Here is an 11,814-nt window from a genome sequence, read left to right as displayed (position 1 = left end):
GGCCGATACCAAGCCTGAGTAACGCGGTGCCCGAGCCGCCGCCATCGCTGGCAAGCCAGCTCCCACAGGGATCGGCAGTGAGCATCAATTTTGTGAACAGCACTGAAAACTGTGGGAGCTGGCTTGCCAGCGATGGGGCCCCTACAGCCTCCACTTTCAGTTAATCGAAATTATTTTCATCCAGCCCTATCACTTTTCAATTCTCGTTCGGCACACAGGCAATTGAGAAATATTTCCATTCAGGAGCCTTCGCATGTCCCGTTCGCTAGACACCTTGTTGCGCCCCAGTCTGTTGGCCGTCGCCATTGCCCTCGGCGCCCCGCTGATCAGCAGCCCGCTGCTCGCCGCTGAACAAGCGTCCAGCGTGCGCGCCTACAACCTGCCGGCGGCGCCGCTGTCGGCCACCCTGAACCAGATCGCCAGCCAGGGCGGTCTCGCCCTGTCGCTGAATCCGGCGCTGGCAGCGGGCAAGACCTCGGCGCCGGTCAATGGTCAGTACGACGCCGCCGGTGCGCTGCGTGCAGCCCTGCGTGGCACCGGCCTGCAGCTGGAACAAAGCAGCGCCGGCACCTACAGCCTGGTGGCCGTGCCCGAAGGGACATTGGCCCTGCCGGAAACCTCGGTCATCGGCGTGGAAAACCTCGAAAGCGCCTGGGGTCCGGTCGAGGGCTACACCGCCACGCGCACCGCCGCCGGCACCAAGACTGACACCGCGCTGGTCGAGGCACCGCGCTCGATTTCCGTCGCGACCCGCCAGCAAATGGACGACCGCAGCGTACACAGCCTCGACGACGCCGTGCGTTACATGCCGGGCATCACCGCCAGCAGCTACGGCAGCGATACCCGCGCCGACTGGCTGCGTGTGCGCGGCTTCGAACCGACCCAGTTCCTCGACGGCCTGCCGCTGCCCAAAGGCGTGTACGCCAACCCGAAACAGGAAACCTGGAACCTCGACCGCCTCGCCCTGTTGCGCGGCCCGGCCTCCTCGGTTTACGGCCAGACCCCGCCGGGCGGTCTGCTGGACATGGTCAGCCGCCGTCCAAGTGACATCGCCAGCAACGAAATCCAGCTGCAATACGGCAGCGACAACCATCGCCAGATCAACTTCGCCAGCACCGGCAAGATCGACGACGCCGGCCAGTTCCTCTATGGCGTCAGCGGTGTCGTACGCGACAGTGGCACCCAGGTCGATCACGTCGACAACAAGCGCTACAACATCGCGCCGAGCCTGACCTGGAACATTGACGACGACACCAAGTTCACTCTGCTGAGCCAGTTCACCCGCGACGATACCGGCATCACCAGTCAGTTCCTGCCGGTGCAGGGCACCAAGATCAAATCGCCGTTCGGTGATATTTCCCACCACAAAAACCTCGGCGATCCGGACTGGGAATATTACGACCGCACCTACTACGCGCTGGGCTACGCCTTCGAACATCGCCTGAACGACGTCTGGCAGTTCAAGCAGAACCTGCGCTACACCAAGTCGGACCTGTCGTTCCAGTCGCTGACGCCGGGCTCTTATCCGTTCGCACAAGTGGATGATCAGGGCAACGTCAATCGCACCAGCACCAGCGTCGACGAAGACATCAGCCAGTTCGCCGTGGACAACAACTTCCAGGCCGACTTCGCCACCGGCGATATCCGCCACACCTTGCTGCTGGGCCTTGATCACCAGCGCAGCAACACCAACTACACCTCAATCTTCGGTGACGGCCTGGCCACCAACGTGATCACCCCGATCTACGGTCAGCCAATCGTGCGCCCAGCGCGCTCCACCGCGTTTTACGATTACGACCAGAAGACCTACCAGACCGGCCTGTACATCCAGGATCAGATGGCCCTCGACCAGTGGCGCCTGACCCTCGGCGGCCGTGAAGACTGGGTGCATACCGGCACCCGATTCATCAACAAGGGCGATGCCACCAACACCCAGCGCGACAAGGCATTCAGCGGCAACGCAGCGCTCAGCTATGTCTTCGACAACGGGTTTGTGCCGTACCTGTCGTATGCCGAATCCTTCCAGCCAACCTCCGGCGCCGATGCCACCTCCACCGGTTCGCTCAAGCCGACCGAAGGCAAGCAATGGGAACTGGGCATCAAGTACCAGCCACCGGGCAGCAAGACATTGCTGAGCGCAGCGGTGTATGACCTGACCCAGAAAAACGTTTCGGTGAACACCTTCGTCAACAACGTGTCGGTCACCAGCCAGACCGGTGAAGTGAAAGTCAAAGGCCTGGAGCTGGAAGCGACCTCGGACGTGACCGAAAACCTCAAAGTCATTGCCGCCTACACCCTGGCCAAGTCCGAAGTGCAGAACGGCGTCGACAAGGGCAATCGCCTGCAACTGATGCCCAATCAGCAAGCGTCGCTGTGGACCGACTACACCTGGCACAGCGGCGTACTCGACGGCTTCGGCATTGGCGGCGGCGTGCGTTACACCGGCAACACCTACGGCGACAAGGCCAATACCTGGCTGGGCAAGGCGGACGCCTACACCGTGTTCGACGCGAGCGTGCATTACGACCTCGGTCGCCTGGACAACAGCCTCAAAGGCGCGTCGCTGGCACTCAACGCGACCAACCTGTTCGACAAGGAATACATTTCCACCTGCGACAGCTTCTACTGCTACTACGGCGACACGCGCAGTGTCGTCGCCAGCGCCACTTACAAGTGGTAAGCGTCTGAGCTGAAACAGGCCCTGTGACCAGGCCGTCCTCCGTGGACGGCTTTGGTGTTTTTGAAGGTCATGAAATGAAAAGTAAAACAATTCGCCGCTGGTCGTTCATCCACACCTGGACCAGTCTGATCTGCACGGTGTTTTTGCTGATGCTGGCACTGACCGGTCTGCCGTTGATCTTCCATCACGAGATCGAGCACCTGCTCGGCGATGCGCCCCAAGTCCGCGAGATGCCGGCCGACACGCCACGCCTGAATCTGGCGCAACTGGTGCAAGCCGCCGAGAAACATCGCCCGGATGACGTGGTGCAGTATTTCGGTTTCGACGACGATGAGCCGAACGCCGTGCTGACGATCATGGCGAAAACCGCCGGCACCGAACCGAACTCATCGCACACCTTCATGCTCGATGCGCGCACCGGCGAAGCACTGGAAACACCGTCGGCCAACGGTGGCTTGATGCTGTTCATCCTCCGTCTGCATGTGGACATGTTCGCCGGGTTGCCGGGCAAGTTGCTGCTGGCGTTCATGGGGCTGCTGTTTGTGGTGGCGATTGTCTCGGGGACGGTGCTGTATCTGCCGTTCATGCGTCGGTTGAAATTCGGCACCGTGCGCCAGGACAAATCCACCCGCCTGCGCTGGCTCGACCTGCATAACCTGATCGGCGTGGTCACCCTGACCTGGGCGCTGGTGGTGGGCGTGACCGGGGTAATCAGTGCCTGCGCCGACCTGATAATCGCGGCGTGGCGCGAGGACACCTTGAACACCCTGATCGCGCCGTATCGCGATGCGCCGCCGCTGACGCAGCTGGCCCCCGCCACACGTTTGCTCGACATCGCCGGCGACGTCGCGCCGGGGATGAAACCAGACTTCATTGCCTTTCCCGGCACGCGTTTTTCCAGCGAACATCATTATTCGGTGTTCATGAAGGGGGGCACGCACCTGACTTCGCACCTGCTGACGCCGGTGTTGATCGACGCCACGACGCTGCAAGTCACCGCCGTGGCCGAACGCCCGTGGTACATGGACGCCATGGGCATGTCGCAGCCGCTGCACTTCGGTGACTACGGCGGCATGCCGATGAAAATCCTCTGGGCCACGCTCGATGTGCTGACCATCATCGTCCTCGGCAGCGGGGTGTACCTCTGGGTGGTACGGCGTAAAGCGGCGAAACCGCTGCAGGTGGGGGCTTGTGCATGAAGCCGCGTCAGTCGAGTTTCTGGAAAGTGTTCAGCACGCCGATCGTGATTGCGTTGCTCAGTGCGGCGGGATTGTTTGCGGCGTTGTTGGGGGACGGGGTTTGGGATGCGTTGAGCTGGGTCGGACTCGGTGTTCCGGCATTTTTGGCGATCAGGGGATTGCAGAAGCGCGGGTAGTTTTTGTGTTGTCGGTGATGGCCTCATCGCTGGCAAGCCAGCTCCCACAGGAACTTCTGGTGAACCCGAAATGTGTGTTCACTGCAAAAACCTGTGGGAGCTGGCTTGCCAGCGATGACGACCTTCAAGGCACCCTAAATTCCCTCGCCAGCCTCGCGGCTTGTGGCTAGGCTAACCTCCTGCTCTTCGACGATCACCGAGGTTTGCCAATGTCCGCCCCCAGCATGACCCTGTACCACAACACGCTCTCCCCGTTCGTGCGCAAAGTGATGGTGTTGCTGCACGAGACCGGCCAGCAGGATCGCGTCGCCTTGCAAGACTGCGTGCTCAGCCCCGTCAGCCCGAGCGCCGAGCTCAATATCGACAATCCGCTGGGCAAGATCCCCGCCCTGCGTCTGGCCGATGGCAACGTCATCCATGACAGCCGGGTGATCCTCGAATATCTCGACCAGCAGCACGTCGGCAACCCACTGATTCCCCGCGAAGGCGCGGCCCGCTGGCGCCGCCTGACTCTGGCCTCGATGGCCGACGGGATCATGGATGCGTCGGTGATGGTGCGTTATGAGTTGGTCCTGCGTGCTCCGGAAAAACACTGGGACGAATGGCTCGAAGCCCAGCGCGACAAGATCCGCCGCGCCCTCGCCGTGCTCGAGCGCGATGCGATTGCCGAGCTGACCAGCCACTTTGATGTGGCGGCGATCAGCGTGGCGTGCGCGCTGGGCTACCTCGACCTGCGCTTCCCGGACCTGGGCTGGCGAGATGCCAACCCGCAACTGGCCAACTGGTTCTTTGAAGTGAGTCAGCGACCGTCCATGAGCGCGACGATGCCCAAGCCCTGATTAGGCGGAGCCTGCTCCGGCCTCATCGCTGGCAAGCCAACTCCCACAGGGGTTGTGGCTATGGCAGAGACGCCTGACTCAGCAAAGCTCCAACACTGGATTTGGGTATGACAGAGGATTCTGATTCAACACAAATCCTGTGGGAGCTGGCTTGCCAGCGATGGCACCCACGCGGTGCCGGCGGCAGTGACGCAAATATCAGCGTCACCAATACTTGCACTTCTCGCTGTTCCTCACGCAACCCGCTCATTGCATCGTCCCCACATCAAACTCCAACGGCCTGGCCGATTTCTGCCCGATCCCGTACCAGTCCAGTTTGCGCGTCAGCACCATGAACACCCCCAGCAAACCGAACAGCAGCAACGAGCCCATCAACAACGCGTAATCCTCGGCGCTCAGCAATCCGTAGAGCAGGCCATACAACGCCGCCAGTCCTGCCGAAAAACTCAGACCGTGACGCACACTGCGCAGCACGTGGCAGACATAAAACCCGATCAACAACACACAAGCGCTGGCCGACAACAGATACGCCAGGGCAAACCCGATGTGCTCCGACAGCGACAGCAGCAACAGATAAAAGAACGCCAGCGCCACACCCACCAATGCGTATTGCACCGGGTGCACCGCCAGGCTTTTGAGCACTTCGAACAGGAAGAAACCGGCAAACGTCAGGACAATGAACAGCAGCGCATATTTGATCGCCCGGTCACTCTTGAGGTACTGATCCACCGGGTCGATGAAGCTCACGCCGAAGCTGCGACCGTTGAACGCCTCGCAATCATTGCCGCTGACGCACCGGCTCATGGCGTCTTGCAGGTTGGTCGAGAAGAAGGTGGTCTGCCAGTCGGCGCTGAAACCGGCGTCGTTGATTTCCCGTTTGGCCGGCAAAAAGTTGCCGATGAAGCTTGGGTGCGGCCAGTTGGCGGCAAGGCTGACGCTGCTGCTCTTGCCCACTGGCAACACCTGCAACGAACCGGTGCCTTGCAGACGCAAATCGAAGGCGAAACCCAGCTCCGTGGTTTTACGGGTATCAAGCAGCGGTAGCGTGACCCGCACACCTTCGCCGAGCCAACCGACTTGAGTACCGGGAACGAAGTCCAGGCGCTGGCCATCGAGTTCCAGTTTCAGCGCATTTTCGATGCCGCGAATGTCGCTGATGCCGACCGCGAGAAACGGCGCATCGAACTGGTAATCGCTGAAGTCTTCCTTGATGCCCAGCTGTGCCGGCAACGAGAAATGGCCGTTGATACGGTTATCGGCGTGGAACAGCCGCGCCTCGTAAATCCCCCGGGCACGCAGTTCGGTCTGCACCTGGCCGTCGAGTTCGAAACGCTCCGGCAAAAAGTACAACCGCCCGCGCTCCTCGCCTGGTTCGTCGTAGCGCTGATTGGTTTTGTCGTTGAGCTTCCAGTTGTGAACCACCTTGCGATACGGCACTACCATCACCGGCCCACGCAGTTGCTGGCTGTAGCTGGAGCTGCGGGCAATGTCTTCGAGCACGCCGTCGCGCAACTGCTGGCGGTCGTCGATGACGCCGTCGATCATCAGCAGCGGGATCAACAACAGCAGGATCAGCAGGGCGATGGCGCCGAGCTTGATCGTCAGATTCTTGTTCATGGGACTCTCCCTGTTTGGATGGGCAGAGTCTGCTGGTGCTGTATGAGGGGAATGTGGGGGAAATATGGAGATTGTGTGGAGACTGCACCGGCCTGCTCGCGATGGTCGCAACTCGGTATCAAGGCAGGCGCAATGTCACCTCAACCCCGTTCTCGACATTGCGAATCTGCATCGACCCACCATGCAACTTGACCACTTCTTCAACGAAGTTAAGGCCCAAGCCGGTACTTTTGCGCCCACTGTCCGGACGCGGCAGCGAATAAAAACGCTCGGTCAAACGCGGCAAAGCGTAGTCAGGAATCGCTGCCGATTCATTGAACAACCGGCATTCGATCTGCTCGCCAACCCGCTCGCCGGTGAAGCGCAACAACCCCTGCGACGGGGTGAAATCCAGCGCATTCTCCAGCAAGTTGCCCAACGCCTGACGCAGCAGAAACGGCTCGCCGATCAACAGCAGATCCGCCGCAATCGTCTGCTCGACCCGCAGTTGCTTGCCTTCAATCCGCGCCGTCTGCGCCCGCAACAATTCATCGACCAGTGCCGCCAACGGCACGGCAACGCGTTCTTCCAGACCCTGCCGCTGTTCGACCTGCGCCAGATTGAGCAGTCGTTCGATCAACTGCTGCATCCGCGCACTTTCGCTGTCGATGTTGCCGACAAAACGCAGGCGCTGAACCGGCGGCATGTCGCCCTGCAGCAACTCCGCCGCGCCACGAATCGCCGCCAGCGGACTCTTCAATTCATGGGTCAGGGTGTGCACATAGCGCTCGACGTAGGCCTTGCCTTCCAGTTGGGTGCGCATCTGTTCCACAGCGGTCGCCAGCTGTTCCAGCTCACCCCCGCGGTAATGCGGCACTTCTACCCGCCGGCCCTCGCTCACCGCCTGGGCGTAACCGGTCAAACGGTGCAGCGCACGGCTCAGCCACCACGACAACAAGGCGCCAAACAGCAGGCCGAGCCCGATCAACCCGGCGCCGTAAAACAGCAAGCGGCGCTCGGTGCGATCGACATACGGTTGCAACGAGCTGTTGGGTTTGGCCACGGTGACCACGCCGATGATCTTGCCGTTATCGCGGATCGGCGCGCCGACGTGCATCACCGAGGAACTGGCGTCATTCGGATCACTGCGACTGGAGCGCGCGCCGTATTCGCCACGCAGGGTCAGGTAAACGTCGTTCCAGCGCGAGTAATCCTGACCGACCGCCACGCCGCTGGAATCGAGCACGACGATGCCCTTGGCGTCGGTGACGTAGATGCGGTGGTTGACCTGATTCTTCGGCAAGCCCCAGATGGTCGCTTGCGGCTGGCGTTCGCCATAGGCGCGCAGCAACTGCGGCCAGCGGTTTTCGCTGAGGGTGCCGGCCTTGAAATCGTCGCGCAGGATTTCCGCCATCAGGTTGGCGGTGTCGACCAGGGTTTCTTCGGTGGACTGACGCACGCCCGGGCGGATTTCTTCCATTACCGTGTTGAGCACGAAATAACCGGTCAGGCCGACAAACAGCACATACACCAGGAAGATCCGCAGCCCCAGCGACATCAGCTGTGCCCCGGGCTGTAGCTGTAACCGAGGCCGCGATGGGTCTGGATCGGCTCGGCATCGGCCTGCACCAGCCGCAGTTTGGCGCGCACGCTTTTGATGTGGCTGTCGATGCTGCGCTCGTAACCGGCGTCGGCGGCAACGCCCAGCGCGTCGAGCAATTGCTCGCGACTGAAGACTCGCTGCGGTTGGTCGAGCAGGCATTGCAGCAGACGGAATTCGTGGCGAGTCAGGCTCAGTGGCTGGCCACGGTAAGTGATCAACACACGCTCGAGGTCGATGCGAAACAGCGTCGAGGTGGCTTCGATCAGCGGTCGCGGCGCCATGCGCTTGAGAATCGCCCGCACCCGGGCGGCGACTTCCCGGGGGCTGAACGGCTTGACCACGTAGTCGTCGGCGCCGATCTCCAGGCCCACCACACGGTCGATCTCGGCATCCCGGGCGCTGAGGAACAGCACCGGCACTTCAGTGAAGCGCCGCAGCTGTTTGCAGGTCTCGAAGCCACTGATGTCCGGCAGGCCGATGTCGAGAATGATCAGATCGGCCGGGGTCTGCCGCTGATGGTCCAGCGCCGCCGCGCCGAGGCTCAGCCACGTGGTGGTGAACCCCTCGCCCTGCAGGGCAAAAATCAGCGTATCGGCAATCGCCGCTTCGTCTTCGACAATCAGGATATGAGGCATGGCGTCCGAGCCCGTGGGTTAGGTGCGCGAACGGTGCCCCAAGCCTGACGTTACGTCAATGAGACCACTTGGCTCAGCAGTCTGGCTTGTCCGCCGTGAAGCGCCGCGCCGGGTTTACCGCTGCGCCAAATTCGCGCAGGGCCTTGGCACCGATCAGCAGCGGGTAGTTGAAGTTGCTGCGGTCGGTCAGGTTGACCTCAACGGTGCGCTTGACGTTGCCCAGGCACAGCTCCAGATCGACCACCGGGCGCTTGGCGACTTCGGTGCTGTCGCCCTCGTCTTCTTCATCGGAACGGCTTTTGATCTTGCTGATCCGCGCCACTTTGTGTTCGTAGACCTTGTTGCTCGCGTCCTTGGTGCCGAGGCGGAAGCGCACCCATTCATCGCCATCGCGGGTGAAGGTTTCGATGTCCTTGGCCGACAGCGATGCGGTCAGTGCTCCGGTGTCCATCTTGGCCTTGAGTACTTCGCCGCCGATTTCCGGCAGCGCGATGTATTCATAACGCCCGTACAGGGTCGGCTCGGCGGCCATGACCGGCAGGGCGACGAGGGCAAACAGTGCAAGGAGGGATTTCACGTAGAGGGCTTCCTTGGAAAATGAGGGCGTCAGACGCGAGATTTTAGACAGCCAGCAAGCAATTCGTTCGCCGCTGAGACCGCATCGCTGGCAAGCCAGCGCCCACAAGGAGCTTCAGCGAGTGTAATTCTTGCGCACACCCGATAAACCTGTGGGAGCTGGCTTGCCAACGATGCGGCCAGCCCGTTCAACACAATATCTGGCCCAAGCATACCCAGCCAAAAGTGAAACATTTGTCACCCGCGATTTGGCCTGTCGTCCGAAGCCACTTATCATGGCGCGCCCATCCAACGTCATAGAGTTGCCTATGCGCCGCCTGCTCACCGGCTGTTTCGTCACCCTGCTGCTGTTGCTCAACACCCTGATCCTGATCGGGCCGTTGATGGTCTTTGCCCTGCTCAAACTGGTGGCGCCCGGGCGCTGGCGTGACTATGCGTCGGGGGCGGTGATGTGGATCGCCGAGACCTGGGCCGAGATCGACAAGCTGATTTTCCGCCTGTGCATCCCCACCCGATGGGATATTCGCGGCGGCGAAAACCTGCGCGGTGACACCTCCTATCTGGTGGTCAGCAACCACCAGTCGTGGGTCGACATTCCGGCACTGATCCAGACCCTCAACCGGCGCACGCCGTTCTTCAAGTTCTTCATCAAGAAGGAGCTGATCTGGGTGCCATTCCTGGGGCTGGCGTGGTGGGCGCTGGATTACCCGTTCATGAAGCGCTACACCAAGGCCTTTCTGGCCAAACACCCGGAACTGGCCGGCAAGGATCTGGAGATCACCCGGCAGGCCTGCGAGCTGTTCAAGCGCCAGCCGGTGACCGTGGTGAATTATCTGGAAGGTACCCGCTACACCGCGGCGAAAAGTGCGCAGCAACAGTCGCCGTTCAACCACTTGCTCAAGCCCAAGGCCGGCGGCGTGGCGTTTGTACTGGCGGCGATGGGTGAACAGCTGGATGCGATGCTCGATGTGACAGTGGTTTATCCACAGGCGAACATCCCGGGCTTCTGGGATTTGATCAGCGGCAACGTGCCGCGGGTGATCGTCGATATCAAGACCCGCGAACTCGACCCGGCGTTGTGGCAGGGCGATTACGAGAATGATCCGGCGTTTCGCCAGACGGTCCAGAACTGGGTCAACCAGCTCTGGACCGAGAAAGACCAGCGCATTGCCGAACTGCGCGGCGAGCGCGGCTGATCAGCTACCGGTGCCGGCGCCCCAGATGCTGCCCAGGCTTTGCAGCAGAGGGCCGCCGACGCCTTGATCACCCAGGTACTTGAGCAGTACCGGCGCAAACTGGCCGACCATGCCGCTGTCCATGCCCAGTGCGCCGAAGGCGTTGTTCAGGTCATTGGTGTCCTTGACGTTGCCCAGCGCATTTTCCAGGCCAGCGGATTTGCCGGACTGACCGAGCAAACCGCTCAACGCCGCCAGATTGCCGCCACCGCCCGACAGCTTGTCGATGCCCGGCACTTCTTTGGCCAACTGCGAATAATCGGCGCTGCTCAATTGGTTCTTGGCCAGGCCCAGCATCGCGCTGGTGCCACCCACGGCTTGTTGCGGCGTGACACCCAGACCGGTGACGGCTTGCAACAGACCGGCGGTTTCCGAAGTCGGCGCGGCGGCGGTGGCAGCGTTGCCGCCCTGCATGCTTGAAGCCGCCTTGGTCACGTCGTCCAGGCTGAAACCGGCGAACACCGGGCTCGCTGCAAGGGTCATCAGTGAAGCCAAGGCAATACCGCGTGAAATCTTCATTCAGACATCCTCTTGCGCTGTGGTAACCGCCCTTCAATGGGCGGCAAAACTGCCGGTTTGACCGGGTTTCGGCCGGCATGTTCCTCGCCGGCGCATCCATTTTCAGGATAGCCACGTATATAAAACGTGAAACCGCGGACACCTGTCATGAATGGCACAAGCGCTGTTGCTGAACTAGCCTGTGGACAGCTCGAGATCAGACCTCGTCGTGCGACCATTGCCTGGAGAAACGTCATTTCCACCGCCGACACCGATCAGTTGCGCCAGCTGTTGGCCCAGTGCTCACTGGGTGACCGGCGTGCCTTCGAAACCCTTTATCGCAGCGTCGGCCCGCGCCTGCACGGCGTGGCCCTGCGTTTTATGGGCCGCACCGATCTGGCCGAGGAAGTGCTGCAGGAAAGCTTCGTGCGCATCTGGAACAACGCCTCGCGCTACCAGGCCCATTTGTCGGCGCCGATGACCTGGATGATCAACATCACCCGCAATCAGGCCATCGACCAATTGCGCAAACATCGCGACCGGCCACTGACCGATGTCGAACAGGACAGCCTCGCCGACGAAGGCCCTTCGGCGCATGAACTGTTGAACAGCAGCCGGGAAGCCAACGCGCTGCACCGCTGCCTGGACACCCTCGACGGCCAGCAACGCCAGTCGATCACGGTGGCTTACTTTCAGGGCCTGTCCTGTTCGGAACTGGCCGAACACCTGGCCGCGCCGCTGGGTTCGGTGAAATCGTGGATTCGCCGTGGCATGGAA

At 61.4% G+C, this 11,814-nt stretch carries 11 protein-coding genes; 6 read left to right on the top strand and 5 right to left on the bottom strand.

Going from position 1 to position 11,814, the window contains the following annotated elements:
- The first annotated feature begins 253 nt into the window (after nt 1–253).
- The 4 genes from DBR24_RS04165 to DBR24_RS04150 all read left to right on the top strand — a co-directional run bounded on the left by DBR24_RS04165 (nt 254) and on the right by DBR24_RS04150 (nt 4,894).
- Nucleotides 254–2,680: a TonB-dependent siderophore receptor gene (locus DBR24_RS04165; protein WP_128613993.1), complete on the top strand. Its 2,427-nt coding sequence runs from the start codon at nt 254–256 to the stop codon at nt 2,678–2,680.
- 74 nt (nt 2,681–2,754) lie between these two features.
- Nucleotides 2,755–3,879: a PepSY domain-containing protein gene (locus tag DBR24_RS04160; RefSeq protein ID WP_123469356.1), complete on the top strand. Its 1,125-nt coding sequence runs from the start codon at nt 2,755–2,757 to the stop codon at nt 3,877–3,879.
- The gene (locus DBR24_RS04155; RefSeq protein ID WP_128613992.1) at nt 3,876–4,055 is read left to right on the top strand and encodes a hypothetical protein; all 180 of its coding nucleotides are present in this window, start codon (nt 3,876–3,878) and stop codon (nt 4,053–4,055) included. Before DBR24_RS04160 ends, DBR24_RS04155 begins: the two co-directional genes overlap by 4 nt.
- Before the next feature lie 209 nt (nt 4,056–4,264).
- The gene (locus tag DBR24_RS04150; protein ID WP_128613990.1) at nt 4,265–4,894 is read left to right on the top strand and encodes a glutathione S-transferase; all 630 of its coding nucleotides are present in this window, start codon (nt 4,265–4,267) and stop codon (nt 4,892–4,894) included.
- Between the two features lie 246 nt (nt 4,895–5,140).
- Here DBR24_RS04150 and creD read toward each other — a convergent pair whose 3' ends face one another.
- From creD to DBR24_RS04130, 4 genes are all read right to left on the bottom strand, one after another.
- Nucleotides 5,141–6,511 (bottom strand): cell envelope integrity protein CreD, encoded by a 1,371-nt coding sequence (creD, locus tag DBR24_RS04145; protein WP_128613988.1) that lies wholly within the window; start codon nt 6,509–6,511, stop codon nt 5,141–5,143.
- Between the two features lie 118 nt (nt 6,512–6,629).
- Nucleotides 6,630–8,048 carry a two-component system sensor histidine kinase CreC gene (creC, locus tag DBR24_RS04140; RefSeq protein ID WP_128613986.1) on the bottom strand — a complete coding sequence of 473 codons (1,419 nt, stop codon included), beginning with the start codon at nt 8,046–8,048 and terminating at the stop codon, nt 6,630–6,632.
- Nucleotides 8,048–8,728: a two-component system response regulator CreB gene (creB, locus tag DBR24_RS04135; RefSeq protein WP_128613984.1), complete on the bottom strand. Its 681-nt coding sequence runs from the start codon at nt 8,726–8,728 to the stop codon at nt 8,048–8,050. Before creB ends, creC begins: the two co-directional genes overlap by 1 nt.
- A 73-nt stretch (nt 8,729–8,801) precedes the next feature.
- Nucleotides 8,802–9,305, bottom strand: a complete 504-nt coding sequence (locus DBR24_RS04130) for an ATP-dependent zinc protease (protein WP_095189559.1) — start codon at nt 9,303–9,305, stop codon at nt 8,802–8,804.
- A 307-nt stretch (nt 9,306–9,612) separates the two neighbouring features.
- Between DBR24_RS04130 and DBR24_RS04125 the strand changes: the two genes are divergently transcribed.
- Nucleotides 9,613–10,500, top strand: a complete 888-nt coding sequence (locus tag DBR24_RS04125) for an acyltransferase (RefSeq protein ID WP_128613983.1) — start codon at nt 9,613–9,615, stop codon at nt 10,498–10,500.
- On the opposite strand, the gene DBR24_RS04120 is transcribed toward DBR24_RS04125, so the two are convergent.
- Nucleotides 10,501–11,058 carry a DUF2780 domain-containing protein gene (locus tag DBR24_RS04120; protein ID WP_123469370.1) on the bottom strand — a complete coding sequence of 186 codons (558 nt, stop codon included), beginning with the start codon at nt 11,056–11,058 and terminating at the stop codon, nt 10,501–10,503.
- 147 nt (nt 11,059–11,205) lie between these two features.
- Here DBR24_RS04120 and DBR24_RS04115 point away from each other — a divergent pair.
- Nucleotides 11,206–11,814 (top strand): sigma-70 family RNA polymerase sigma factor (locus DBR24_RS04115; protein ID WP_256591270.1); only part of this gene is annotated, 609 nt, incomplete at its 3' end.

This window comes from Pseudomonas sp. HMWF006, from assembly GCF_003061205.1.
GTDB classification, from domain to species: Bacteria; Pseudomonadota; Gammaproteobacteria; order Pseudomonadales; family Pseudomonadaceae; genus Aquipseudomonas; species Aquipseudomonas monsensis.
The sequence above is the reverse complement of the archived record's forward strand: the minus strand, read 5'-3'. Positions and strand labels throughout refer to the sequence as shown.

Bases quoted from the DNA above. Each gene is read 5' to 3' on its own strand.
- DBR24_RS04165 (WP_128613993.1), top strand. From the start codon at position 254: ATGTCCCGTTCGCTAGACACCTTGTTGCGCCCCAGTCTGTTGGCCGTC.
- DBR24_RS04160 (WP_123469356.1), top strand. From the start codon at position 2,755: ATGAAAAGTAAAACAATTCGCCGCTGGTCGTTCATCCACACCTGGACC.
- DBR24_RS04155 (WP_128613992.1), top strand. From the start codon at position 3,876: ATGAAGCCGCGTCAGTCGAGTTTCTGGAAAGTGTTCAGCACGCCGATC.
- DBR24_RS04150 (WP_128613990.1), top strand. From the start codon at position 4,265: ATGTCCGCCCCCAGCATGACCCTGTACCACAACACGCTCTCCCCGTTC.
- creD (WP_128613988.1), bottom strand. From the start codon at position 6,511: ATGAACAAGAATCTGACGATCAAGCTCGGCGCCATCGCCCTGCTGATC.
- creC (WP_128613986.1), bottom strand. From the start codon at position 8,048: ATGTCGCTGGGGCTGCGGATCTTCCTGGTGTATGTGCTGTTTGTCGGC.
- creB (WP_128613984.1), bottom strand. From the start codon at position 8,728: ATGCCTCATATCCTGATTGTCGAAGACGAAGCGGCGATTGCCGATACG.
- DBR24_RS04125 (WP_128613983.1), top strand. From the start codon at position 9,613: ATGCGCCGCCTGCTCACCGGCTGTTTCGTCACCCTGCTGCTGTTGCTC.
- DBR24_RS04120 (WP_123469370.1), bottom strand. From the start codon at position 11,058: ATGAAGATTTCACGCGGTATTGCCTTGGCTTCACTGATGACCCTTGCA.